Origin of the sequence: Sporosarcina sp., assembly GCF_029257255.1 — a bacterium.
Classification (GTDB): Bacteria; Bacillota; Bacilli; order Bacillales_A; family Planococcaceae; genus Sporosarcina.
In genome coordinates this window covers 1-24,085 of record NZ_JARICI010000015.1, presented here as the reverse complement: position 1 = coordinate 24,085, position 24,085 = coordinate 1, and the positions used below count along the sequence as shown (strand labels likewise).

Below are 24,085 nucleotides of genomic sequence, written 5' to 3'. Positions count from 1 at the left end.
CGGGGAATAATAGAAGAATATAGTGTAAACTGTAAATGCGGAAGGGAAGGTGAACCCTCATGAACAATCAACCAGAGGAAATGAAAAATGAAGTCGTCTTTGATGAAGATAGCTTGCGTGAATTACTCGAAAAAGAAGATATTCATTCATTTAGACAAGAATACTTAACCCTTCATCCATATGACAGAGCAATTTTTTATGAAAAAGTTAGTTCCCAATTTAGGGAATTGATGTATTTTTATTTATCGCCAAAAGAACTCGCTGAGATTTTTGAAACAAGTGAAATTGAGGAAGATGAATACAAAGAGTTCCTAGAGGAGATGGACGCGACTTATGCCGCAGAGATGATCTCATACATGTTTGTGGATAATACGGTAGATGTCCTGAAAGAACTTGATAAAAAGCAGGCCGTCAGCTATCTTACGTTGATGGATAAAGAAGCAGCAGTGCAAATCAAAGCCTTGCTTCATTATGAAGAGTATACAGCCGGATCGATTATGACAACGGAATTCGTTACGGTTCCTGAAAATTCGACTGTCCGTTCTGCTATGACCATTCTGCGCAGTGAAGCGCCGAGTGCAGAAACCATTTATTATATCTTTGTTGTAGATGATTATCAACGTCTGAATGGCGTTGTGTCTTTGCGTGATCTCATTATAGCGGATGAAGATACAATTATCGGCGATATTATGAGCGATCGAATTGTCAGTGTATCTGTTTCTGATGATCAGGAAGATGTCGCCAGAACGATTCAAGACTATAATTTCCTTGCTGTTCCTGTTGTTGATTTTCAGCAGCATATATTAGGGATTATTACAGTCGATGATATTATTGATGTTATCGATGAAGAAGCTTCCGATGACTATTCCAAACTTGCCGGTGTATCAACAATGGATACGTTTGATAAAAACTCCCTTTCCGCAGCAAAGAAAAGGATTCCGTGGCTGATTACCTTAATCGTGCTTGGGATGCTGACAGCAAATTTAATTGATTTATTTACCGAAACCATTTCACAAGTAGCATTGCTAGCGGTCTTTATTCCGCTAATTGCGGGAACTGCTGGTAACAGTGGAACTCAGTCATTAGCCGTTGCGGTCCGTGGTATCGCTACGCGGGATATTGAAGATGAAAGCAAAATGAAGTTACTGATCAGGGAAGCAGGTACCGGGCTGATTACCGGATTAGTCTGTGCGATATTCGTGGTCCTGCTGATATTTGTCTGGAAACATGAATTAGTCATCGCGCTGCTTGTAGGTACCGCAACCCTTGTATCGATCTTTGTTGCAACGATTTCAGGATCATTTATTCCTTTGTTCATGCATAAGATCAAAGTTGATCCAGCGGTTGCTTCAGGTCCATTTATCACAACATTAAATGACGTCATTAGTATTATCATCTATCTAGGCCTGGCTACAGCATTTATCAGTTCGTTATGAGCTGATGAATGCTTTTTTTCGTAAAGCACAAGGTTTAGCATGTGGAACGTTAGGCAATTTGCTTACATATGCTAAACAAAAAGGATGTGACTAATGTGCGTAAAGAAGAACCGCTGTTATTTATACAAAATCCGGTGATTCGAAAATTCGTCTATAAACCGATGATGGAAGAAGAAAGTACGTCAGTTTTTGAAATGGAGAATGCGCGGGAAGAAGTACCAGCCGCAATAGAAGAACTACAAGATGAGCAGCCGTCTGTTGCAAATCCAGATATTCAGCACCGTTTGGATTTTTTAAATCATCAGTTTCGAAGAGAATTGTACCAACCGATTGAGATCGTGACGGAAGCCAATGTCATTAAAGGGAAGATACATGATATGAAGGATGGCTTGCTGTTGATGATGGAAAATGAGGAACTGACGTCGATCGAGATCAAAGACATTCAAGAAATAAAGTGGAAACAGCAATCATTCGTTTTATAACAAGTGAAAAGGCGAACCCGATATTCCGGGTTCGCCTTTTTTATCGCATTGCAAGTGTTATTGCTACTAAATTAATCTTCGTCGCAGAAATCAATAAAGACGTCATCGATACATTGGATACCGCAGAAGCAGTTTAAATCGACAGTCAAGCAAGTATTGGTTGGTCCAAAACCGTTAACTTCACAAACTTTTTCTAAACAGATTTTTCCGTTGTGAAAGATATCAAACGGACAGCCGTCTTTCAAAGGCTGCAATACTTGGATTGTTGCACAGCAAGAGTCAAATACTTTTTGTACTCTGAAGAACACTGACACACAGCTTGTTGATACTGGGTGTGGATGTGGTCTTCTGCCTGCATCATCAGACGTGCTTCTTAGCGTCGGATTACAAGGGTTCTTTTTGCCTCCACGGAATACCGCTTTGAAATAGTCTCCGTTTGCTGTCAATAAACTAAACACACGCGTATTGACGCGGCCACGTGCAGGACTTACCAGACTGCCGAGTGGTGCCATGAAACAATCGGTATCACATTCTACACAATCCACCTCCGGACTAGTGCTTTGGACACGCTTGATGTAGCGTAACACTTCACAAATACAATTGGACTTATTGCAACAACCGTCGTGATGATGATGATCTCTTCCACTTTCTGTTCTTTCACATCCCACTAAATCCACCTCCTGTTTGTCTTTCTCTATACTTTATGCCGGGCAAACCAGGACGACAGGGCGTTTGTACAGGGATGCATAAATCATCTTGAAATATTCCATACTGTTAGGAAAGGAGGAGATATCCTTGAAACGAATAAATTTGCTGTTGATTATACTCATTTTATTGGCGGGATGCAGTGAACTGGGAACGAGAGTTGAAAATACTACGGACTATCAGGATGAGCCGCTGCAAGAGATTTTGAAAGCAGAGGATCAAGTAAAATTAGCGTTCGTTCTTCTCCATGAAAAAGAGATGATTGCCGGTATTCGGGTTAACACTTTTTCACGCTTTCAAAAGAAAAAAATTGCCGCTGATTTACAGAAGAAAATTGAAAAAGCTTATCCGGAATTAAACGTTACCGTCTCTGCAGATAGTAAAGTGCTTCTGGAGACTGAAAAACTGATGGATCAAAAGAACAAAGACGAATACGGAAAAAAGATAAAGGAAATTCAATCCATTGAAAAGGAGCAAACCTGATGGAACAACAAAAGTATGCCCATTTAGAGAAAGAACTATCACCGAAAACTCCTCTTCTAAAAAATACAGTTCGTGCTTTTTTGACAGGTGGATTGATTTGCTTAATCGGTCAATTTATCGCTCTCTTCTATATAACATATTTTGATTTTACCGAACGCACAGCAAGTAATCCGACCGTAGCGACAATGATCTTTATTTCCATGCTGCTGACCGGATTTGGTCTCTATAAGAAGATTTCGCAATTTGGAGGTGCCGGCGCAGCAGTGCCTATCACTGGTTTTGGCAATGCTGTCGTCTCTTCAGCGATTGAGCATAAATCGGAAGGTTATGTGCTCGGTGTTGGCGGAAATATGTTTAAACTGGCGGGTTCGGTTATTTTATTCGGGGTATTCTCGGCGTTTCTAGTGGCGCTTATTAAAACAATTTTAGTGAAATTAGGTGTCGTATCATGGTGAAAAATGGGACGATGACTTTTTCGACTAAACCAAGCATTCATTCTGCAGGTGTGGCGGCAGGTCCTTTAGAGGATAAGAAAAGTATTTTTGCGAAGCAATTTGATAAAGTTTACGAAGATGAAAGATGTGATTTACCAACGAATGAAGATGGTCACAGACAATTAATGTACGATGCAGTGATGATTGCACTTAGCAAAGCAAAAAAAGATGTGCAAAAAATAGACTTCTTCTTAACGGGCGACTTAGTAAACCAGATGACGCCTTCGAATTTCACTGCACATTCACTGGGAATTCCGTACATAGGATTATTTTCAGCCTGTGCTACGTCTGTTTCTTCCATGATTACAGGCGCGTTATTTACAGATGCACAGCAAGCGAATTGGATAGTTGCCGGTTCCTCTAGCCAGCATAATGCTGTTGAGAGACAGTTCCGCTACCCTCTGGAATATGGTTCTCAAAAAGGAGCGACTGCCCAGTGGACTGTAACGGCAGCGGGTGCTGTGCTGATTGGTAAAAATAAACCGGGAATGCCGTCAATTGAATGTGCAACAGTCGGCAAGGTCGTTGATATGGGGATGACGGATCCCCTGAATATGGGGTCAGCAATGGCTCCTGCGGCAATGGCTACTCTATCCAGCCACTTGATAGGTCACAGCAAAACGATTGACGACTATGACACGATCATTACAGGTGATTTAGGCAGCAATGGGTTCAAAATTTTTAAAGCACTTGTGAATGAAGCTGGCCTGCCACATACAAAAAACTTCCGGGATGCCGGTGAGGAATTCTATGGAAAAGATCCTTCATTTATGGCTGGCGCAAGCGGAGCGGGCTGTTCAGCTGCTGTATTCTTTTCGGATGTCTATGAAAAGTTGTGTACGGGTGAATATCAGCGTGTACTGATGATTGCAACAGGCGCTTTACTGTCTCCGCTTTCTTATCAGCAAGGTGACACGATTCCTTGTATCGCACATGCAATAGAAATAACTGCAGGCGAGGTGGCGGTATGATATCGATTTATATTACCTCTTTTATAGTAGGAGGTTTAATTTGTGTCATTGGCCAGTTGCTAATGGATGTAGCGAAACTCACTCCTGCTCATACATTATGTACCCTTGTCGTTACCGGATCGATTCTCGACGGAATTGGGTGGTATGAGCCGCTGATTGATTTTGCAGGTGCGGGTGCAACCATTCCTATCACTTCATTTGGCAATGCATTAACACATGGCGCGCTGGCGGAAGCTGAGAAACACGGTTTGATCGGTGTAGTCACCGGCATGTTTGAAGTAACTAGTTCAGGTATCAGTGCTGCGATTATCTTCGGTATGATTGGGGCACTTCTTTTTACATCAAAAGGAAATGTTTAAATAGAAAAAATGCCCTCTCCATTTCTTACTTCTCTGCATACGATAGAGAAGAAGGAAGGAGGGGTTTTTATGTACGGATGTTTTCCATCTTATGGTCCAGGTCAAGGTTATGGCGGCGGAGGCTGCGGAGACCGCTATAACGGTTCTACGTTTGTCTTGATTGTCGTACTGTTCATTTTACTGATTATTGTAGGCAGCTGCTACTTCTAAGGAGGAGATCTGAGAATGAATGATTCATTTTTTCGTAAAATAGAATCGAAGACAGGTGTCCCGATGGAAGAAGTCTTTGCATTAGCCAATGCCATCCAATATGCAGACTTTAAGGATGAAAACCAAGTTCGAAAGATTGTGCAGAAAGTAAGTCAGGTAGCAAGGAAAGACGTACCGCAGCATATAGAAGACGAACTGGTCAATTCCATCCTTCAAAGTGGTAAGGGACTAAACATGAACGACATCAATAAAATGCTTGGCGGTAATTAATTAAATTTTCATAAATAGGTTTAAAGCCGATGCAAAGTGGATATAGTATAAACAAAGAGTACATTCTAAGGAGGTGCACGTCATGGGATATATTTTACCGATCCAGCCACTTCAATCTCAGCAATACGCAGAAAGAATGAATAACGAACGTCATAACTTTGCTTATATCGGCCGGGTAAGTCCAGTACGTCTTCAAAATGAGGAATCAAGCTATTGGGAAGATGTATTGGAAGACGAGAATCGTCAGCGTAAAGAGCAAATGGAAGAGCGCAACATGAAGCGTCGTGTACCTCGACCGTTAGTTAAAAAAGGACCCATTTCTCCGAATCCAGCTCAATTATCTCCAGAGATTGCTGTAGTGGTCGGAAAAGGTCTAGCCGTAAACGCGTATGTATGACAAATTCAAAATACCCCTGTCAGCTCTATGCTGACAGGGGTATTTTAGTTGTATTTCAGTCGTATATTAGAACTTTTTCCATTGCACGATGGGGAATGTCGGCATCCATGAACTCTGGTGAAGTGACTACATAGCCTAGTTTCTCATAAAAAGGCACGGCATAGGTTTGTGCGTTCAGTAGAAGTTTTTTCATCGAGTTAACCCTCGCATGTTCTTCCAGTGTATTCATAATCATATTGCCGAAGTGTTTGCCACGGTGTTCAGGCAGCACGCATATTCTTTCGATCTTTCCATGTGCATTGACGAGACCACGCATACGGCCAGCGCCAATCGGGTGATCTTCATTATCATATACGACAAAATGTGTAGCATCTGTATCATACTCGTCCAATTCTAAATGCAAAGGCACTCCCTGCTCTTCGACAAATACTTTCTTGCGAACAGAGAATGCATCCTGTCTTCCATGATCATCTGTAACGATCTTCATTGTAATCTGCAAATTAAGCGTCCCGATCTAGACGGAATGTTTCATACACTGTCCATGAACCGTCATCTAATTGATACAATAAGTGAATACGATCGATGACTTCAGAGTGGTCGACACCTACCATTTTCATCTGATTGATGACATCGTCGTGCTCGCCGGAAGTGAGGTCTTGAGCGATTGTGATGTGCGGTACAAATGCATAGTTGGATTCAGCATGATAAAAATCGGAATTAAGGTCTTTGTGTAAGTCGAGCAATTCATCGTTTGGCGTAACCTTGAAGTAAATTGTATTCGTAGTTGGCGCGAACGAGCTGACTTTAGTGACATTTAATTCAAAAGGTTCGTTCTTGATTGTAATTTCTTTTAACGCTTTTGCTACCTCTTCAATTTCCTGATCATTTGCTTCAAATGCTTCTTTCAGCGTCATGTGAGGTGTGATCAGCGCGTAATGCGGATCATATCTCTTGCGATAGCTGTTTGCCAGGTCTTGAAGTTTCTTCGTAGGAAATGCAACAATACCGTATTTCATTTAAGATTACCTCCTCGTGAATTGTTTCATATTAAGTCCGTCTATTCTATTATATCAGAAAATAGTCGCATTTGTCTCAAATAACTTTATATGCTGTTAATTTGCAGAAGTGCACGGCGGATATCCGGCTGCCAGGATTTCCAAGTATGATCACCTTCCAGTTCTTCATAAAAATATGGGAAGCCCCTCTTTTTGATCAGTTCGTGAAGTTCGCGGTTCGGAGTCAAAAAGTCCAGTCGGCCATCTGCGGTTGTCGGTACATTTGTCTCTTCTTTACCTATCACATGATAAATTGACAGGGCTGCCGGATCTTTTATGGATTCTACTGCTTTGAGCACTTGTTCATTCACAAAAGGAGAATGCAGCGCAACTTTGCCAAAACAATTTGGATACTTAGCAGCTGTCAGCAGGGAAATGGAAGCGGCCAATGAATCACCGATCAGCATCCGGGTTGCACCCATTTGGTATGTTGGATAGCTTTCATCAATATACTGAATTAACTCATGTGCAAGGAAGCGGATATAAGCTTGGTGTCGGTCTCCTTCTGGATGATACATGCGTCTTCGCTCTGCGACGGTTTTGTAAGGAATACCGACGATTATTGCAGGTTCAATCATTTCTTCTTCCATTAACTCATCTGCTACTCGGCCGATTCTGCCAAGCTGGAAATAATCCTTTCCGTCAGACGCGATGATGACGTTATGTTTGTATAAGGGAGAATAGCGGGAAGGCAAATACAGCAACAATTCCATTTCTTCCTGCAGTTCATTGCTGTAAAAGCGGATTTCTTCTATCTTACCAGGGTTCATTTTGTACGACCTCCAAAAATAATGTACACTAAGTAGATATCATACCGATAACTAACAGTGAAATGCCAGTGAAAAAAGTTATTGGCAGGAAAGAGAGGGGATATAGTATGGTAGCAGGTAAAAATATTGTTCATTCGGATATCGTAACGGCTGCTGCGAAGGATGCGTTAATCCGCCGCGGAGTCAAAATTGAGGATATTGCAAAAATTGTTTATGAAATGCAGGTGCCTTATAATAAGGGGCTGTCTTTAGATCAATGTATTGATTCGGTTGAAAATGTGTTACGCAAACGCGAATTACAGCATGCGATCCTGGTCGGTGTGGAGCTGGACGAAATCGCGGAAAGAGGTCAATTGTCTGCACCGTTGCAGCAGATTGTAGAGTCTGATGAAGGTCTGTTTGGGGTGGATGAAACGATTGCCTTGGGAGCGGTTTATACATACGGCTCCATTGCAGTTACAACTTTCGGGCACCTGGATAAAAATAAAATCGGCATCATTAATGAACTGGATACGAAAAAAGGAATTGGAATTCACACATTCCTGGATGATTTAGTGGCAAGTGTTGCTGCGTGTGCAGCTTCGAGGATTGCTCACAGAACACGTGATTTACAGGAAGCTGGACTGACATTTGAAGACGTCCAGAACGGTAACGGCCAATAATTAATTGGGCGCACAAGCACTGCAATATGCGGAACTTGTGCGCCTTTTTATGTGGAATCAGAAAAAGAATAGTAATATTGAATGGTAAAACGTACAATTTCCTATTATAAAGTGAACTTATTGACTATGAAATTATGAAATAGATTGACACATTGAAGCGCTTTCATGGTAGAATGAATTTGTCTATGACTACTATTAGAAAAGGGGAGATTGTCACATGAAGAAAAACTCTATTCGCCTTTTGGCACTGGTTTCTATGCTTGCTCTTTTTGTTTTGGCTGCTTGCGGTACCGACAAAGCAACTGACGGGGACAAGGATGCAGGAGACGGAAACAAAGATGAAGGCAAAACAGAACAAGAATACAAATTCTTGAGTTTACTTACGGGCGGAACACAAGGAACTTATTATCCATTAGGCGGTTCTTTTGCTGAATTTATTACTGAAGAAACAGGCATTAAAACAACTGCTGAAGTTTCTCAGGCATCTGCTGCAAACATGACGGCGCTTAAAGACGGCGACGCTCAAATCGCATTCGTTCAGACTGATATCGCGTATTATGCTTCTAAAGGTGAAATGATGTTTGACGGAGAAGTAATCGACGAAGTGTCTGCAGTCGGTTCACTATACCCTGAAACTGTTCAATTGGTTACATTGAAAAAGAACAATATCAAAACGTTTGAAGATCTTAAAGGTAAAAGTGTTTCTGTAGGAGCTCCAGGTTCAGGTACGTATGCGAACGCTGAGCAATTACTTGAAATACACGGTCTTTCAATGGATGACATCAAGCCTCAAAACCTGGACTTCGGTGAGTCACAGGAAAGTCTTCAGGCCGGCCAGATCGACGCTGCATTCATCACTGCTGGTACGCCAACAGGTGCGGTTGAAGGTTTGAACGCTGTTGCGGAAGTATTCATCGTACCGGTTGAAGATGCCAAAGCAGACGAGTTAATCGCAAAATATCCATACTATGCAAAAGAAGTAATCCCATCCGGAACTTACGGTTCAACTGAGGATACTCCTGCAGTTTCTGTAGGTGCAATGCTTGTTATGCAAAATGATATTTCTGAAGAACTTGGCTATCAGATTACAAAAGCAATTTATGAAAACGCTTCAAAAATCCAGCACGCTAAAGGCGCTTTGATCAAAGCGGAAAACGGTTTGGATGGTATTGGAATTCCAGTACACCCGGGCGCACAGAAGTACTTTGACGAAGTAAACTAATCAAAAAATGAGATTTCTGAAATGAAGGCCAGGGACGGTAAAGCAAATTGCTTTGTCCGTCCCATTCTTCATTGTAAAAATAGGAAGGAATAAGCGGATGAAATTCAGGAAAATTATCCTTCTGCTGATCGCTTTGCTTGTAAGTGCGGTTCTAATCGTCACATTTTATCCCTATAAAAAAGTGGTCGTACTTGAAGAAGTACGGAGCGAAAAACCAATTTCGTATTATCTTCCATTACATACTGATCGTTATTTTCAGGTGAATTATATTCACTCCATCCATTTATCTAATGTGAAGGAGCAATATAAAATAACGGATAATGAAAAGCTCCGTTTCGAATTTATGCAGTATGAAGATGTAGCCATCGGATTGCCCGGGTATGCGGAGAAGGGCGAAACTTTAGTGGTTGAGGATGGTGTTTATACGCTTACATTCGAAAACCGTGTGATTAATTCGTTTGTTCTGTATGTGGGCAGAGTAAATACTGACTTATCTCTGCGTTATGAACAAAAGGATTATCACTTAAAGGATTATCTTCAAAGAGGGCATTCTTATGATTTTCATGTAACAAAAGTATCGAATTTTGAATTGTTGAGAGGGGTTAGAATTGATGGCAAAAAACAAGGATAGGGAAGAGGAAATTCCGAAATTGTCGGATGAACAAATGAGTACGCTTTCAGAACGGGAACAGTTGGAAATTCTTCAAAAATATGATCCTGAATCCAATACACGAGATTTAACAGGTCTTATAAGCAAAATTGTGTTTTTTGGCTTACTGGCATTTTCTATTTTTCAGTTATACACAGCAATTGGTAAACCATTTACTGCGCAGATACAGCGTTCCATTCACTTAGGGTTTGCTTTGTCGCTGATCTTTTTATTGTTCCCTGCACGTAAGAAAATTGGAGTTAAACGAAATAAAGTTCCATTTTATGATATTATTTTGTCATTACTGGCCATTGCAGTCGGTTTATACTGGCCGTTATTTATGGGCGATTTAGTGTACCGTGTCGGACGCGTTTCTGACATTGATTTAATTATCGGTATACTGGCTGTGCTTTTAACTTTGGAAGCAGCAAGACGTGCTGTTGGTTTACCGATCACGATCATTTCAGTCGTATTCTTGATTTATGCTTTCTTCGGTCCGTACTTCCCAGGATTCTTAGCCCACAGGGGTCAGAGTGTAGAAAACTTAGTTCAATTAATGTTCTTTACGACAGATGGGATTCTCGGTACGCCGATCAGTGTATCTGCTACTTTCATATTCGTTTTCCTGCTGTTTGGAGCCTTCTTGGTGAAAACAGGAGTAGGGAACTACTTTAATGACTTAGCAGTTGTCGTAGCCGGCCGTTTGACAGGTGGACCAGCAAAAGTTGCGATCTTCTCAAGTGCTTTGCAAGGTACGATTTCAGGAAGTTCTGTAGCAAACGTTGTGGGATCGGGTTCTTATACGATTCCCATGATGAAAAAGCTTGGTTATCGCAAAGAATTTGCCGGTGGTGTTGAAGCAGCGGCTTCGACAGGCGGTCAGATTATGCCGCCAATCATGGGTGCAGCTGCATTCCTGATGGTTGAGTTCATTGGCGGAGTGACGTACTGGGAGATTGCGAAAGCAGCAGCTATTCCTGCGCTATTGTATTTCACCGGAATTTGGATTATGACGCACTTTGAAGCGAAGCGTGTTGGACTAGCTGGGATGGATGCTTCTCAGATTCCAAACAAAAAAGAAACACTGAAGAAAATTTATTTGCTCCTTCCGATTCTGGGGATTATCGTGTTCTTATTGGTAGGTATACCTACGATGAAAGCGGCGTTATTAGGTATCGTTCTGACGATTGTTGTCAGTTCAATCAGTAAAGAAACACGGATTGGTATTCGCGATATGATTCAAGCGCTAGTGGACGGTGCACGTACAGCATTAGCCGTTGCTGCCGCAACTGCCTGTGCGGGTATTATTGTAGGGGTAGTCGTGAAAACAGGATTGGGATTAAGTTTGGCAACCGGTCTGATTTCTGCTGCAGGCGGTAATGTATTCCTGACATTATTCTTTACGATGTTAGCAGCGATCATTCTGGGAATGGGTTCGCCAACAACAGCAAACTACGTTATTACATCAACAATTGCAGCACCAGCTATAATTACCTTGCTGATGCTTGATATGCCTCCAGGCGCGACTGTTCCGATAGTGGTAGCTGTCTCTGCACACTTATTTGTATTTTACTTTGGTATCATTGCTGATATCACGCCTCCAGTGGCACTTGCCGCTTTTGCAGCGTCAGGAATTTCGGGTGGAGATCCGATTAAGACAGGTGTTACATCCGCTAAACTAGCAATTGCAGCTTTCATTATTCCTTATATGTTCGTATTCAATCCAGCGATGCTAATGCTAGATTCTACTGTTCCGGAAATTGTATGGGTGACATTTACAGCTATTGTTGGTATGGTAGCGATTGGAGCCGGAATGATTGGTTTTTGGTATCTTAAATTGAACTGGATCATGCGAATCGTGACAGTTGGTACTGGTATGCTATTGATCTATCCAGAAACCTTAACGGATGTTGTTGGTTTAGTTCTATTCGCTATTTTGATGGCGTGGCAGTTTATTAGTCATAAAAAACAAAATCCGCCCAAATTGGTAACGGATTAACTTTATAAAGACTTGTCTGTTTAACTGTAAAGTTGAGCAGACAAGTCTTTTTTATCAAATTTTAATACTAAGTATTTGAATGGCTCTTAGCCAAAACATGAACTTGACAGGATACTAAGCAAGCAGCTTGGGGTTTGCGCTTCAGACGGTACGCTTTCCGGAGGGCCCGCGATAAGCCAACTCGGTCGCTTTGCTCCCCCAAGTTGTCTTACCTGTCGGGCTGATCCTCCCGGAGTCGACCGTCTTCCGCTCCAATCCTACTTAGTACATTTAAAGCACGTGGTTTCACATTAATCTATCATTTACAGCAGGCGTGTTATAAAAGTATATGTGAAGTCAAGAACAGATAATGGCTAAGACCCTTTGAATAAGTAAATAAGTGGATTAACTAATTTGTGAGTATCGAACTAGTGACGTTAATATGGAAAGTAGCTTGCTAGTATTGTTATATAGGCAATAGAGTAAAAAGTAGTGAAAGGAAAACATAAGGATGTATAAAAGTCAACAAGCCGAAGGTCTATAATTAGATAAAATGATTTTGGACTAATTACGCAGTTTTGCCATAGCTGATTCTGTATATACTATATATAAGCAAATCAATAACAAATACTGAATTACATATCGTCAATAAAAATTCAGCTAACTAAAAAGGAGAGAATCAACTATGCAGAATCAAGACATATGGTTTGAAAACTTATTTGAAGGTCACTTGGCACACGGGATCAACAAAGAACGAATCAGCGAGTTGGATCATGAAGAGTTTTTATACTTCGAGCAGGCACAAGCAGAAGAATCAGTTACACATATGCAGTAAGGATAAAGGAGTGTTTCAACTGGCAAAGGTAAAAGTTATTCATAAAAATCGGTGATTCTTCTGTTAACTTCAGGAAAATTGCCGATTTTTAATTTCTCTATTTACAATAAATGAAGATGATGCTATTATAGTATTTGTGCTTATCCAAGCTGACTTGTTTGTCACAATATGCACATAGCAGTTTAATTCGATTCCTTAGCTCAGCTGGGAGAGCGCCACCTTGACAGGGTGGAGGTCGCTGGTTCGAGCCCAGTAGGAATCATAGGTGCCAAACCTAAGTTAATTACCGTCGGAACACGGTTTTTAACAATAAGAGATCCTATTAGGCCGGATGCCTAGGGGTCTCTTTTTTATATTTTAATGGAAAATTATATTATTACCCAATTTAAAATAAAGATGTAAACTATTTTCATGTTGGAGGTTAGTTTTATGAAAAGAAAGCAACAAGTATCTAACGTAACGGAATATACTGTTCAAGAACAGGTCGAATTGCTGCCGTTTTTATTGCAAGTTATGTCAAAAAGCAGTCGAAATTCTGTTAAATCTGTTTTGACGCGTGGTCAGGTTATGGTAGACGGCGTAATGATAACGCAACATAATCATTCATTGCAGCCGGGACAGAAGGTTGAAATACAAAGTAACAAAGCAGCTCTTAACGTGTCTAAATTAGTAGGCGTATCCATTTTGCATGAAGATGAAGATATTATAGTCATCAATAAAGATGCTGGATTGCTTTCTGTGTCTTCTAATAAAAAAGAACATGAAATGACTGCTTATCGGCAAGTTACAGACTACGTCCGCAGAAGTCATCCTGAAAACAGAATCTTTGTCGTGCACAGATTGGACAAAGACACATCAGGTGTAATGATGTTCGCCAAGAATGAAAAAACGCAGCAAGCCTTGCAGTCTACATGGAGTGAGTCTGTCAAGGAACGTATGTACACTGCACTTGTACAGGGGAAAGTAAGAACTGCTTCGGGCACAATCAACTCCTGGCTGACTGAAAACAGCGCATTCAGGGTATATTCAAGTCAATTTGATAATGGCGGGCAACATGCAATTACACATTATAGAAGGATTCAAGCCAACAAAGAATGTTCATTACTGGAGGTTCTTCTTGAAACCGGACGAAAAAATCAAATCCGTGTTCATATGGAAGAATTGGGTCATCCGGTTGTCGGAGATAAAAAATACGGTGCAACGAGCAATCCTTTGCGTCGTTTAGGGCTTCATGCGACAGCTTTATCCTTTCTGCATCCGCGAACAGGTGAATTGGTGCGATTTGAAGCGGAAGTACCACAGATGTTTATTTCGCGGTCGAAATAATAGCATAAGACTGACTGGCGTTTTATGGAACAGTTCTATTAGCAATTTTTGCTTAATAGAACTGTTTTTTTACATTTACATTCAAGTTATCATTTGAATGACTTGATTGACAAAAGTAATAGAATTGAATATACTGAAAGTAATCAATCAAACGGATGATTGAATGTTAATCATAACTTTACATTGATGAAAGGATTGGTTGAATGGCTACCGAGAAAAATGTCTATCGTCTGCAAAATTTATCATGCACGAGTTGTGCGGCGAAGTTTGAAAAGAATATTCGGCAGATCGATTCGGTAGAAGATGTGCAACTGAACTTTGGGGCATCCAAGCTGACTGTCGCCGGTGATGCTTCAATTTTGCAGTTAGAAGAAGCCGGCGCGTTTGACGGTATTAAAGTATTCCCTGAAAAGCAGCGAATCATCAAACAGCATGTACCGTTTTGGCAAAAACGAGAAAATCAGACGACGATCGCGGCGCTTGTTTTGTTATTGGCAGGGTACGCAGTTTCTTCAGTTAATGGCGGGAATACGTGGCTATCAATTGGGCTTTTCGCTCTGGCCATTTTAATCGGCGGCTACAGTCTCTTAAAAGAAGGATTGTTGAATCTCACCAAATTAGAGTTTGATATGTCTACATTGATGACGATTGCGGTCATTGGTGCAGCTTTAATTGGAGACTGGGCAGAAGGTGCAGTCGTGGTATTCCTGTTTTCTGTCAGTGAGGCGCTTGAAAGCTATTCAATCGATAAAGCGAGAAATTCCATTAGCTCACTCATTGAAATTGCTCCTTCAACAGCTATGGTGTTGCGAAACGGCAATGAATTTGAAGTCGAAGTAGAAACTCTTCAAATCAATGATGTGATTCTCATCAAACCGGGCCAGAAGATTGCGATGGACGGTGAAGTGATTCAGGGGGATTCTTCTGTTAACCAGGCTGCAATCACCGGTGAATCAGTACCGGTGCACAAAGTGATTGGTGACGAAGTATTCGCAGGTACGCTGAATGAAGAAGGCTCGCTGCAAGTGCGTGTGACGAAGCTCGCGGAAGATACGACGATAGCAAAAATCATTCATTTGGTCGAAGAGGCGCAGGCAGAAAAAGCACCTACGCAGCTGTTTGTCGATCGATTTGCGAAATACTATACCCCTGCAATTCTTGTGATCTCATTATTAATCATGATCATTCCGCCGCTAATGATGGGCGGTTTATGGAGCGAATGGTTCTATAAAGGCCTTGTCGTGCTCGTAGTCGGCTGTCCGTGTGCGCTGGTCATCTCGACACCCATTGCAATTGTTACAGCGATAGGAAATGCAGCGCGTAATGGTGTGCTAATTAAAGGTGGTATTCATCTAGAGGAAACGGGACAGATCAAAGTAGTGGCATTCGATAAAACGGGTACTTTGACTGAAGGACGTCCAGAAGTGACGGATACAATTTCTGTTTCTTCATTGACGGAAGAAGAACTGCTGTTGCAGGCAGCTGCTATTGAAAAGTTTTCACAGCATCCGCTCGCAACATCCATCATGCGAGCAGCTGAAAAATTGCCAAACCGCTTGACGAAAGCAGAAAACTTTCAGTCGATTACGGGCAAAGGCGCGAAAGCAGTTCTTGACGGCAGGTTAGTGTATGTCGGCAGTCCGAATCTTTACAGAGAAATGAATGAATTGGATTCGGCATATGAACAGCGGATACTTGAGTTGCAGCAGCAAGGCAAGACGGTCATGTTGATCTGGTCAGAACAAGGTCTTGACGGCATGATTGCAGTGGCTGATCAGGTCCGTAAAAGCAGTCTGTCAATCATTGAGAAACTGCATCATATTGGCATTGAAAAAACCGTCATGCTGACAGGGGATAATCAGTCTACTGCGTCAGCAATCGGTAAACAGTTAGGACTTTCTGAAGTGCAAGCGGAACTGATGCCGGAAGAAAAAGTAGCCATGATAAAATCGCTGGGACAATACGGCAAAGTAGCTATGGTGGGTGATGGAGTCAATGATGCACCTGCTTTGGCTAGTGCGAATATCGGCATCGCCATGGGTGGCGCGGGAACGGATACAGCGCTCGAGACGGCAGATATTGCATTGATGGCGGATGATCTGGAAAAATTGCCGTACACGATCGGGCTCAGCAAGCGTACGAAGCAAGTCATTTTGCAGAATATCTCGATTGCGCTAGGCTTAAAAGTAATTGCTTTATTGCTGATTATTCCGGGGTGGCTGACATTGTGGATGGCGGTAATGGCTGATATGGGCGCGACGGTGATCGTTGTACTGAACTCTTTACGCCTCATGAGAAGCAGAATATAAGTAAGTACTCCGGACGATTTAAATCGTTCGGAGTTTTTTCTTTTGGGCAACATGGTAGAATGGAAGGAAGTACGAAAATGAGGAGCGTGAATGATGTGAGCATGACGAAAAACGACTTGGATATCATCATGAGCAAACAGAAGACGTATTATGTTTCCGGTGTGACACGCAGTATATCTTTTCGAAAAATGATGCTGCAAAATTTATACAATGCGATTCAGCGTAATGAAAAGAAGCTGATGGAGGCGTTGCATAAAGACTTGCGTAAGCCTTCATTTGAGGCATATGTAACAGAAATCGGGTTTGTTTTATCGAGTATTACCCATACTATGAATCAATTGGAAGAATGGATGGCGCCTGAAAAAGCGAAAACGCCGATTCATTTGCAGCCAGCGACGAGTTTTGTTGTCAAGGAGCCTTACGGGAGTGTACTGGTGATCGCGCCGTTCAATTATCCATTTCAACTGCTGATTGATCCGCTGGTTGGCTCGATTGCAGCAGGCAACTGTACAGTGTTGAAACCGTCTGAAGATACACCGCACACGGCGGATGCAGTTGAAAAAATGATTGCAGACATCTTCCCTTCTGACTATATTCATCTTGTGCAGGGCAGAAAAGAAGAAACACAGCTATTGCTGCAAGCGCCGTTTGACTATGTGTTTTTTACCGGCAGTGCGAATGTCGGCAAAATCGTTATGAAGGCTTGTGCGGAGCGTCTGACACCTCTGACGCTTGAATTAGGTGGGAAGAGCCCGGCAGTCGTCGATCATACCGCTGATATAAAGAAAGCGGCAGAAAAAATTGTCTGGGGAAAATTCTTGAATAACGGACAGACATGTGTTGCACCGGACTATGTTCTGGCTGATGCTTCTATCTACAATCAGCTACTGGAGGAAATGAAGAAAGCGATCAAACGATTTTACGGTAAAAACGCACAAAAGAGCGTAGACTATGGACGGATCGTCAATGAACGCCATTTTCAGCGCCTGGCGAACATCTTGGAAGAAGATCAGTCCTATATTATAGAAGGCGGGCGCACAGATGCAGAAGATTTATATATCGAGCCAACAATCTTAGGTATACCCGATTGGAATAGGGCGAGTATGCAGGAAGAAATCTTTGGACCAATTCTTCCACTTCTGGCTTACGATGATCTCGGTGTAGCAATTCACCAGATCGGCATGCAACCGAAGCCGCTCGCTGCCTATTTCTTCACAGAAAACGACAATGCCGCCGATCATTTCATCGAGGCACTGCCGTTTGGCGGAGGGTGTATTAACGATACGATATCGCATGTTGGCAATATTCATTTGCCGTTTGGAGGTGTCGGGCCGTCGGGTATGAATCAATACCACGGTAAAGCAAGTTTCGATACGTTTACTCATTCGAAATCTATGATGAAGAAAAGTACTTCCGTTACTTTGCCGATCGGCTATCCGCCGTATAAAGGGAAACTGCCTTTAGTGAAGCGGGTTATCCGTTAACGGCAGCGTAATAGTGACTGTGGTTCCTACACTCTGGAGACTGTCAACTTCCAGAGTGCCTTTATGGTCAACAATAATTTTTTTAGAAATGATCATGCCGAGTCCAGTACCTTCTGCTTTTGTGGAAAAAAACGGCATGTAAAGTTTTTCTAGCGTATCATTATCCATTCCTTCGCCGTCGTCTTGGATACGTATTGAAAAAGTATCCTCACGTAAATTTAGGGAAAGACAAATACTTCCATTCTGCTCAATGGCATCATAGCTATTGGTTAAGACATTATAGAGAACTTGCTTCAATGAGGATTGATTGCCATAAAACGTTAATTCTTGTTCAGGGAACGTCGAAGAGAGTACGATATTTCGTAGTTCAAAGTCTTCTTGAAATTCTTCGATAGCGGTTTTGAGCGTATCAGTTATTGAAAAGTACGAAGGATTGTGAAGGGTCGGTTTTGACAGGATTAAAAAATCAGAAACTATTTGGTTGACCCGCTTGATTTCCATTTCCATAACTTGAGTGAAAGAAGTGTAGGGGTTTGTTGAGTCTTGATTCATCATTTGAATGAAACCGGTAATCGCTGTCATTGGATTGCGAACTTCATGTGCCACTACAGCTGCAATCATACTCATTGTCTGAAGTCGTTCGATTTCTAATTTATTCTGCTCGAGCTGAAGGCGAGATGTGATATCTCGTGTGACGTAGGAAAATGCCATCACTTCATCCTGGTCATTAAAAATAGGTGTCATGCTAATTTCTGCCTGAAAAATACTTCCGTCCTTACGCTGTTCTGTAACTCGTTCATTCGCCAACGACATGCCTTGCTTTAATAATTCGCATCGTTGCTCAACTTTCTCTATTTCAGAGTCAGGATAAAACTGGATTTTTTCACCTACGCATTCCTCTAATGACCAACCGTACAGCTTCTCAAAAGCTGGATTTCCTGTAATCACTCTGTTTTCCAAATCAAAAACAGAAATAGCATCTTGTGATTGTTTGAAAAAAAGGTCAAAATAGTTATAGTAACGGGGTTCGTTGAAATGCTGTCCAAGCAATGTAATATACCTCCCTTAATAAAATTCAAATAATTCATCTAAGGGGAACTTTTTGAATGTAATCAGCAAAGATGATAGAAATTTGTTATATATATTTTACTTCATTTGAAGCTAAAATACATTTATTTTTTATAATTATCAATTTTATCTAATGTTCTATTGGAGGAAACTATATGAATACGAATGAACTTTTATCTGTCCTGCCTGTCAAAACGATTATAGGGACCGTCCCGGAAACCGTGACTGACTTGGCGGTTGACTCTCGCGCGGTACAAGACGGGGGGGCGTTTGTCTGCTTAAAAGGATATACTGTGAACGGTCACCAATTCGTCAATAATGCGTTATTGAGCGGGGCGCGCCTGATTATCGCTTCTGAACCGATTACTGTAGATGAGGAGCGGACAGCGGTTGTCTATGTAGAAGATTCTTTAAAAGCAATTCAGCTTCTTGCGTCCAAGTTTTACGGTTATCCTTCGAAACGAATGAAAATGATCGGGGTGACTGGCACGAACGGTAAGACCAGTGTCGGCAACATCATTCATGATATGCTGCGGCAGACTGGAGAGAAAACCGCGGTGTCCGGCACAATTGGTTTTAAGTTAAATGATATTTTGTATGAAACGGAAAATACGACAACTGACGTTTTAACGACACAGCAAATGATTTCTCAGGCTGCAAATGAAGGCTGTCAGTCAATGACGATGGAAGTGTCTTCTCATGGTTTAATTGAAGGAAGACTAGCGGGAACGGAATTCGATATTGCGATTTTTACAAACTTAACCCATGATCATTTGGATTATCATAAAACTATGGAGAATTACAGTGCCGCAAAAGCACTGCTATTCGCGCATCTCGGTCAGCAGCTTGATCAGCAGAAGTATGCTATTGTCAATGCAGATGATCCGTGGAGCAGCAAAATGACGGAAGTAACGTCTTATCCTGTATTGACGTATGGAATTCGAGTCAAGGCCGCATTTCAGGCGACTTCTATTGAAATGTTCCCTGACCGTACAAAGTTCGTGTTACTTGCACCGGATGGTACATATCCTGTGACGATGCCGTTAATTGGCGAGTTTAATGTTTATAACGCGTTGGCAGCTGTGGCAGCTCTTTATGCAAAAGGAATGACAGTTGAAGAGATTTTGCCGTTGCTTGCGAATATCTCGACGGTCAAGGGACGTTTAGAGAAAGTCGAAACATCTTTACCGCTGACGATCTTTATTGATTATGCTCATTCACCTGATGCCATTGAAAAAGCGATTGCCACTGTTGAACCGTTGAAAAAAGATGGCAAACGGCTGCTGTTTTTGATTGGCACAGGCGGAAACCGGGACCGTCTGAAGCGTCCTGTAATGGGAGAAAAAGCTGCTGCGGCTGATTATGTAGTCTTTACAACAGATGATCCGCGAGACGAACCGTATGAATCGATCGTTTCCGAATTAAGTGCGAGTATGCCACATGACCAATATGCATGCATCGGTGACAGGGAAGAAGCAGTACGTCATACAATTGAGATGGCAAATGAAGGGGATATCATTATTTTCGCGGGAAAAGGCCATGAGAACTATCAGATTATAGGCCACACGAAATATCCTCATTCCGATGCAGAGATCGCTCTGGATGAAGCGCGTAAAAAATTCGGCGGAACTTCCGTTAATTCATAAGAGAAGAGTGTATGGATTTTTTCTGCAAAACAATGAAAAAACATTGATTTGCCGCTGTATACTCTCTATGATAGAAAACGTAAACAAAAGGAGAGTTCCCACGATGGAAAATAAGATTCAAGATGAAATAAATTCACGGCGCACCTTTGCGATCATTTCGCACCCGGATGCCGGTAAAACAACTATTACAGAAAAACTTCTATATTTTGGCGGTGCCATTCGCGATGCAGGAACAGTAAAAGGAAAGAAGTCCGGCAAATATGCGACTTCTGACTGGATGGAAATCGAGAAACAACGTGGAATTTCGGTTACGTCTTCTGTCCTGCAATTTGATTATGACGGAAAGCGCGTTAATATTTTAGATACGCCGGGCCACGAAGACTTCAGTGAAGATACGTACCGTACACTGATGGCGGTGGATGCAGCCGTCATGATGGTGGATTCTGCAAAAGGTATCGAACCGCAGACGATTAAATTGTTTAAAGTCTGCCGTATGCGCGGAATTCCGATTTTTACATTCATTAATAAAATGGACCGTCAAGGTAAGGAACCGCTTGAATTGATGGAAGAATTGGAAGAAGTGCTCGGAATCCAGTCCTATGCTATGAATTGGCCGATCGGTATGGGGAAAGAATTCCTCGGTATTTATGACCGTTTTAATCAGCGTGTCGAGCTGGCGCGTCCGGAAGCAGAGGAAAGATTTCTGCCAATAACGGAAGACGGGGAGCTTGCCGTTCAGCACTCGATGACTGAAACCTCTTATTATAAACAGGCTCTCGAAGACGTTATGCTGCTAAATGAAGCAGGCAATGATTTTGATGAAGAGCGCATAGCAGTAGGCGAATTGACACCTGTATTTTTCGGAAGTGCACTGACAAATTTCGGCGTTCAGACATTCCTGGAAACTTTCCTGCAGTTCGCTCCAGCTCCTCAGCCGAGAAAAACGCGCGAAGGAGAAGAAGTAGCGCCGGAATCAGAAGTATTCACCGGATTTATCTTTAAGATCCAGGCGAATATGAATCCAGCTCATCGTGATCGTATTGCGTTTGTACGTATTGTCTCCGGACACTTTGACAGAGGTATGTCAGTTACCGTGCCGAGACTGTCCAAAAACTTCAAGTTGTCTCAAACGACACAGTTTTTAGCGGATGATCGTGAAACTGTCAATGAAGCAGTGGCGGGTGATATCATCGGTCTGTACGATACAGGAAATTATCAGATCGGCGATACAGTAATCGGTGGTAAAGCGAACTTCCAATTCGAAGCGCTGCCGCAGTTTACGCCCGAATTATTTGTTAGGGTATCTGCGAAAAACGTTATGAAATCCAAGCAATTCCATAAAGGGATTCTGCAGCTCGTTCAGGAAGGTGCAATTCAGTATTATAAGACACTCCATACAGAAGAAGTGATTTTAGGAGCTGTAGGTCAGCTTCAATTTGAAGTGTTTGAACACCGTATGAGAGCGGAATATCATGTGGAAGTACAAATGGAGACAATGGGTTCGAAAGTAGCTCGCTGGATTGAGAATGAAGAAGAAGTCAAAGAATCGATGGCTGGTCAGCGGGCATTACTGGTTAAAGACCGCTTCGATAAAAAAGTATTCCTCTTCGAAAACGATTTTGCTATGCGTTGGTTCCAAGATAAATTCCCAGATATTAAGCTGTACAATCAGCTATAATTATATTGCGTACAGACCCGGTTGGATTCATTGTTATCCAGCCGGGTCGTTTGCTATTTTTACTAAAAGAAAAAAGATTTTTCCATTGTGTTAATTTGATTTGAATTTTTGATATCCCCATGATGAAAGTAACTGAGACAAATGGTATGGTAGAATGGTATAAATTTTTCTATAGTGACAGAGAGGAATAGATGTATGAAGATAAGCAGCTTTTCGGTAAAACGCCCTGTATTTACACTGGTCACGATGTTCTTGGTCATCATATTAGGAGCTGTCTCGTTCTTCAAGATTCCGATGACACTCATACCGGATTTAAATCCGCCCGTCGCAGTAGTTGTCACCAATTATCCTGGTGCCTCTCCGACAGAAGTAAGCGAGAAGATTACGAAACCGCTGGAAGAAAGCTTATCTACGGCGCCCGGTTTGAAATCTATGCAGTCTTCGTCTCAGGAAGGTGCCAATTTACTATTCCTGCAATTTGACTGGTCCTCTACAATTGATGACGTGCAGATGGATATCTTGCAGCGAATTGATCAGGTACAGGTTCCTGACGGTGCAAATAAACCGCGCTTTATGAAATTCGACCCTTCTCAATTCCCGGTTATTCAATTATCACTGCGTACAGATGATGCCAAAGCGGATATTAGAAGCATAGCGGAGGACTTAGAAAAAGAATTACGGCGCATCGACGGAGTCGCCAGTGTCAACGTATCAGGAAAAATTATTGAAGACGTCCAGGTGATTTTAGATCCTGATAAATTAAAGGAACATGGTCTTGGTCAATCAGATGTTGTGCAAATGATCCAGGCGAGCAATGTCTCGATGCCTGGCGATCCAATTGATACAAATGAAGGCCGTACATTAACAACTAGAATTATCAGCTCTCTACAAAGTATTTCGGATATACGCGACATTCAGCTTGGAGCGAATCCATTAACAGGAACAAAAATCAAAGTTTCAGATGTGGCAGATGTAGCGCTGCTTGAACCGAAAGCGCAGACAGAAACACGTGCCAATGATGAGCAGGCTGTCTTGATGTCGGTACTGCAGGAGTCAGGCGCTAACACTGCAACTGTTTCGAAAGAATTTAAAAAGTCTCTAGATGAGTTATTGGAAAAAGATGCATACAACGGCATAGATTCCAATATACTGTTTGACCAAGGAGACTATGTGAAGCTGGCAATTGGAAATATCGGACAGTCACTGATTCTCGGTGGTGTGTTTGCGATGCTTGTGCTTTTCTTATTCCTGCGCGGGATCAAGAGCCCAATTATTATCGGCGTAGCAATTCCTTATTCGGTTATCGTAACATTCGTCTTGATGTATTTTGCGGATTTCTCGCTGAACATCATGACGCTCGGCGCACTGGCGCTCGGAATCGGAATGCTTGTCGATAACGCCATTGTCGTAATCGAAAATATTGAACGGCATTTAGCAATGGGCAAAGAGCCGAAAGTTGCCGCGAATGACGGCTCGAAGGAAGTAGGGGGAGCAATTACCGCTTCCACGCTGACGACTCTTGCTGTATTTGTACCGGTTATTTTCATCAGCGGATTAATCGGACAGATTTTTTCTGAATTCGCTTTAACTATTTCA

General features: G+C 42.0%; 25 protein-coding genes and 1 tRNA gene. 21 read left to right on the top strand and 5 right to left on the bottom strand.

Translation table 11 applies throughout. The annotated features are described in order from the left end of the window. Nucleotides 1-59 precede the first annotated feature (59 nt). Nucleotides 60-1,436 (top strand): magnesium transporter, encoded by a 1,377-nt coding sequence (gene mgtE, locus Q1J64_RS03935; RefSeq protein WP_301107786.1) that lies wholly within the window; start codon nt 60-62, stop codon nt 1,434-1,436. A 95-nt stretch (nt 1,437-1,531) separates the two neighbouring features. Continuing rightward, a complete protein-coding gene (locus tag Q1J64_RS03930) occupies nt 1,532-1,918 on the top strand; it encodes a hypothetical protein (RefSeq protein WP_301107785.1) in 387 nt (128 codons plus the stop codon). Nucleotides 1,919-1,989: 71 nt separating this feature from the next. On the opposite strand, the gene Q1J64_RS03925 is transcribed toward Q1J64_RS03930, so the two are convergent. Next, nucleotides 1,990-2,586, bottom strand: coding sequence for a CotY/CotZ family spore coat protein (locus Q1J64_RS03925; protein WP_301107784.1), 597 nt, complete (start codon nt 2,584-2,586; stop codon nt 1,990-1,992). Between the two features lie 127 nt (nt 2,587-2,713). On the opposite strand from Q1J64_RS03925, the gene Q1J64_RS03920 reads away from it, so the two are divergent. From Q1J64_RS03920 to Q1J64_RS03890, 7 genes are all read left to right on the top strand, one after another. Beyond that, a complete protein-coding gene (locus tag Q1J64_RS03920; protein WP_301107783.1) occupies nt 2,714-3,106 on the top strand; it encodes a hypothetical protein in 393 nt (130 codons plus the stop codon). Further along, a complete protein-coding gene (gene spoVAC / locus Q1J64_RS03915; protein ID WP_301107782.1) occupies nt 3,106-3,561 on the top strand; it encodes a stage V sporulation protein AC in 456 nt (151 codons plus the stop codon). The genes Q1J64_RS03920 and spoVAC overlap by 1 nt, the downstream gene beginning before the upstream one ends. After that, nucleotides 3,555-4,571: a beta-ketoacyl-[acyl-carrier-protein] synthase family protein gene (locus tag Q1J64_RS03910; protein WP_301107781.1), complete on the top strand. Its 1,017-nt coding sequence runs from the start codon at nt 3,555-3,557 to the stop codon at nt 4,569-4,571. Before spoVAC ends, Q1J64_RS03910 begins: the two co-directional genes overlap by 7 nt. After that, on the top strand, nt 4,568-4,930 hold the full coding sequence (spoVAE, locus tag Q1J64_RS03905; protein WP_301107780.1) for a stage V sporulation protein AE: 363 nt from the start codon (nt 4,568-4,570) through the stop codon (nt 4,928-4,930). Before Q1J64_RS03910 ends, spoVAE begins: the two co-directional genes overlap by 4 nt. Before the next feature lie 69 nt (nt 4,931-4,999). Beyond that, the gene (locus tag Q1J64_RS03900) at nt 5,000-5,140 is read left to right on the top strand and encodes a YjcZ family sporulation protein (protein ID WP_301107779.1); all 141 of its coding nucleotides are present in this window, start codon (nt 5,000-5,002) and stop codon (nt 5,138-5,140) included. A gap of 15 nt (nt 5,141-5,155) precedes the next feature. Next, complete coding sequence (locus Q1J64_RS03895) at nt 5,156-5,410, top strand: stage VI sporulation protein F (protein ID WP_301107778.1); 255 nt, start codon at nt 5,156-5,158, stop codon at nt 5,408-5,410. 82 nt (nt 5,411-5,492) lie between these two features. Continuing rightward, nucleotides 5,493-5,807, top strand: coding sequence for a hypothetical protein (locus tag Q1J64_RS03890; protein ID WP_301107777.1), 315 nt, complete (start codon nt 5,493-5,495; stop codon nt 5,805-5,807). Nucleotides 5,808-5,862: 55 nt separating this feature from the next. Here the strand turns inward: Q1J64_RS03890 and Q1J64_RS03885 are convergent, their stop codons facing one another. From Q1J64_RS03885 to Q1J64_RS03875, 3 genes are all read right to left on the bottom strand, one after another. Further along, a complete protein-coding gene (locus tag Q1J64_RS03885; RefSeq protein ID WP_301107841.1) occupies nt 5,863-6,294 on the bottom strand; it encodes a GNAT family N-acetyltransferase in 432 nt (143 codons plus the stop codon). A 13-nt stretch (nt 6,295-6,307) separates the two neighbouring features. Then, on the bottom strand, nt 6,308-6,823 hold the full coding sequence (locus Q1J64_RS03880) for a YjcG family protein (protein ID WP_301107776.1): 516 nt from the start codon (nt 6,821-6,823) through the stop codon (nt 6,308-6,310). A gap of 86 nt (nt 6,824-6,909) precedes the next feature. After that, entirely contained in the window at nt 6,910-7,632 is a 723-nt protein-coding gene (locus Q1J64_RS03875) for an esterase family protein (RefSeq protein WP_301107775.1), read from the bottom strand. A 107-nt stretch (nt 7,633-7,739) separates the two neighbouring features. Here Q1J64_RS03875 and Q1J64_RS03870 point away from each other — a divergent pair, with 107 nt between their 5' ends. From Q1J64_RS03870 to Q1J64_RS03830, 9 genes are all read left to right on the top strand, one after another. Beyond that, nucleotides 7,740-8,294 (top strand): phosphatidylglycerophosphatase A family protein, encoded by a 555-nt coding sequence (locus tag Q1J64_RS03870; RefSeq protein ID WP_301107774.1) that lies wholly within the window; start codon nt 7,740-7,742, stop codon nt 8,292-8,294. A 217-nt stretch (nt 8,295-8,511) separates the two neighbouring features. Next, on the top strand, nt 8,512-9,516 hold the full coding sequence (locus Q1J64_RS03865) for a TAXI family TRAP transporter solute-binding subunit (protein ID WP_301107773.1): 1,005 nt from the start codon (nt 8,512-8,514) through the stop codon (nt 9,514-9,516). Between the two features lie 97 nt (nt 9,517-9,613). Then, on the top strand, nt 9,614-10,147 hold the full coding sequence (locus Q1J64_RS03860; RefSeq protein ID WP_301107772.1) for a DUF1850 domain-containing protein: 534 nt from the start codon (nt 9,614-9,616) through the stop codon (nt 10,145-10,147). Beyond that, nucleotides 10,128-12,164, top strand: coding sequence for a TRAP transporter permease (locus Q1J64_RS03855; RefSeq protein WP_483315943.1), 2,037 nt, complete (start codon nt 10,128-10,130; stop codon nt 12,162-12,164). The genes Q1J64_RS03860 and Q1J64_RS03855 overlap by 20 nt, the downstream gene beginning before the upstream one ends. A gap of 664 nt (nt 12,165-12,828) precedes the next feature. Continuing rightward, on the top strand, nt 12,829-12,978 hold the full coding sequence (locus tag Q1J64_RS03850; RefSeq protein ID WP_301107771.1) for a hypothetical protein: 150 nt from the start codon (nt 12,829-12,831) through the stop codon (nt 12,976-12,978). Between the two features lie 189 nt (nt 12,979-13,167). Continuing rightward, nucleotides 13,168-13,240: transfer RNA gene (locus Q1J64_RS03845), tRNA-Val, on the top strand. Between the two features lie 167 nt (nt 13,241-13,407). Then, a complete protein-coding gene (locus Q1J64_RS03840) occupies nt 13,408-14,304 on the top strand; it encodes an RluA family pseudouridine synthase (protein ID WP_301107770.1) in 897 nt (298 codons plus the stop codon). Nucleotides 14,305-14,507: 203 nt separating this feature from the next. Further along, nucleotides 14,508-16,613 carry a heavy metal translocating P-type ATPase gene (locus Q1J64_RS03835; protein WP_301107769.1) on the top strand — a complete coding sequence of 702 codons (2,106 nt, stop codon included), beginning with the start codon at nt 14,508-14,510 and terminating at the stop codon, nt 16,611-16,613. 95 nt (nt 16,614-16,708) lie between these two features. Next, the gene (locus tag Q1J64_RS03830) at nt 16,709-18,097 is read left to right on the top strand and encodes an aldehyde dehydrogenase (RefSeq protein ID WP_301107839.1); all 1,389 of its coding nucleotides are present in this window, start codon (nt 16,709-16,711) and stop codon (nt 18,095-18,097) included. Here Q1J64_RS03830 and Q1J64_RS03825 read toward each other — a convergent pair. Next, on the bottom strand, nt 18,074-19,147 hold the full coding sequence (locus Q1J64_RS03825; protein WP_301107768.1) for a two-component system sensor histidine kinase NtrB: 1,074 nt from the start codon (nt 19,145-19,147) through the stop codon (nt 18,074-18,076). The two genes, Q1J64_RS03830 and Q1J64_RS03825, sit on opposite strands and share 24 nt — an antisense overlap. Before the next feature lie 173 nt (nt 19,148-19,320). On the opposite strand from Q1J64_RS03825, the gene Q1J64_RS03820 reads away from it, so the two are divergent. The 3 genes from Q1J64_RS03820 to Q1J64_RS03810 form a co-directional block, all read left to right on the top strand. Next, nucleotides 19,321-20,811 (top strand): UDP-N-acetylmuramoyl-L-alanyl-D-glutamate--2,6-diaminopimelate ligase, encoded by a 1,491-nt coding sequence (locus tag Q1J64_RS03820; RefSeq protein WP_301107767.1) that lies wholly within the window; start codon nt 19,321-19,323, stop codon nt 20,809-20,811. Between the two features lie 103 nt (nt 20,812-20,914). Further along, nucleotides 20,915-22,489, top strand: coding sequence for a peptide chain release factor 3 (locus tag Q1J64_RS03815; RefSeq protein WP_301107766.1), 1,575 nt, complete (start codon nt 20,915-20,917; stop codon nt 22,487-22,489). 195 nt (nt 22,490-22,684) lie between these two features. Further along, nucleotides 22,685-24,085 (top strand): efflux RND transporter permease subunit (locus Q1J64_RS03810; protein ID WP_301107765.1); only part of this gene is annotated, 1,401 nt, incomplete at its 3' end.

Coding starts and splice junctions, on each gene's coding strand:
- Q1J64_RS03860 (WP_301107772.1), top strand. CDS start 9,614: ATGAAATTCAGGAAAATTATCCTTCTGCTGATCGCTTTGCTTGTAAGT.
- Q1J64_RS03835 (WP_301107769.1), top strand. CDS start 14,508: ATGGCTACCGAGAAAAATGTCTATCGTCTGCAAAATTTATCATGCACG.
- spoVAE (WP_301107780.1), top strand. CDS start 4,568: ATGATATCGATTTATATTACCTCTTTTATAGTAGGAGGTTTAATTTGT.
- Q1J64_RS03880 (WP_301107776.1), bottom strand. CDS start 6,823: ATGAAATACGGTATTGTTGCATTTCCTACGAAGAAACTTCAAGACCTG.
- Q1J64_RS03900 (WP_301107779.1), top strand. CDS start 5,000: ATGTACGGATGTTTTCCATCTTATGGTCCAGGTCAAGGTTATGGCGGC.
- Q1J64_RS03815 (WP_301107766.1), top strand. CDS start 20,915: ATGGAAAATAAGATTCAAGATGAAATAAATTCACGGCGCACCTTTGCG.
- Q1J64_RS03840 (WP_301107770.1), top strand. CDS start 13,408: ATGAAAAGAAAGCAACAAGTATCTAACGTAACGGAATATACTGTTCAA.
- Q1J64_RS03870 (WP_301107774.1), top strand. CDS start 7,740: ATGGTAGCAGGTAAAAATATTGTTCATTCGGATATCGTAACGGCTGCT.
- mgtE (WP_301107786.1), top strand. CDS start 60: ATGAACAATCAACCAGAGGAAATGAAAAATGAAGTCGTCTTTGATGAA.
- Q1J64_RS03885 (WP_301107841.1), bottom strand. CDS start 6,294: ATGAAGATCGTTACAGATGATCATGGAAGACAGGATGCATTCTCTGTT.
- Q1J64_RS03820 (WP_301107767.1), top strand. CDS start 19,321: ATGAATACGAATGAACTTTTATCTGTCCTGCCTGTCAAAACGATTATA.
- Q1J64_RS03865 (WP_301107773.1), top strand. CDS start 8,512: ATGAAGAAAAACTCTATTCGCCTTTTGGCACTGGTTTCTATGCTTGCT.
- spoVAC (WP_301107782.1), top strand. CDS start 3,106: ATGGAACAACAAAAGTATGCCCATTTAGAGAAAGAACTATCACCGAAA.
- Q1J64_RS03895 (WP_301107778.1), top strand. CDS start 5,156: ATGAATGATTCATTTTTTCGTAAAATAGAATCGAAGACAGGTGTCCCG.
- Q1J64_RS03910 (WP_301107781.1), top strand. CDS start 3,555: ATGGTGAAAAATGGGACGATGACTTTTTCGACTAAACCAAGCATTCAT.
- Q1J64_RS03890 (WP_301107777.1), top strand. CDS start 5,493: ATGGGATATATTTTACCGATCCAGCCACTTCAATCTCAGCAATACGCA.
- Q1J64_RS03850 (WP_301107771.1), top strand. CDS start 12,829: ATGCAGAATCAAGACATATGGTTTGAAAACTTATTTGAAGGTCACTTG.
- Q1J64_RS03855 (WP_483315943.1), top strand. CDS start 10,128: ATGGCAAAAAACAAGGATAGGGAAGAGGAAATTCCGAAATTGTCGGAT.
- Q1J64_RS03875 (WP_301107775.1), bottom strand. CDS start 7,632: ATGAACCCTGGTAAGATAGAAGAAATCCGCTTTTACAGCAATGAACTG.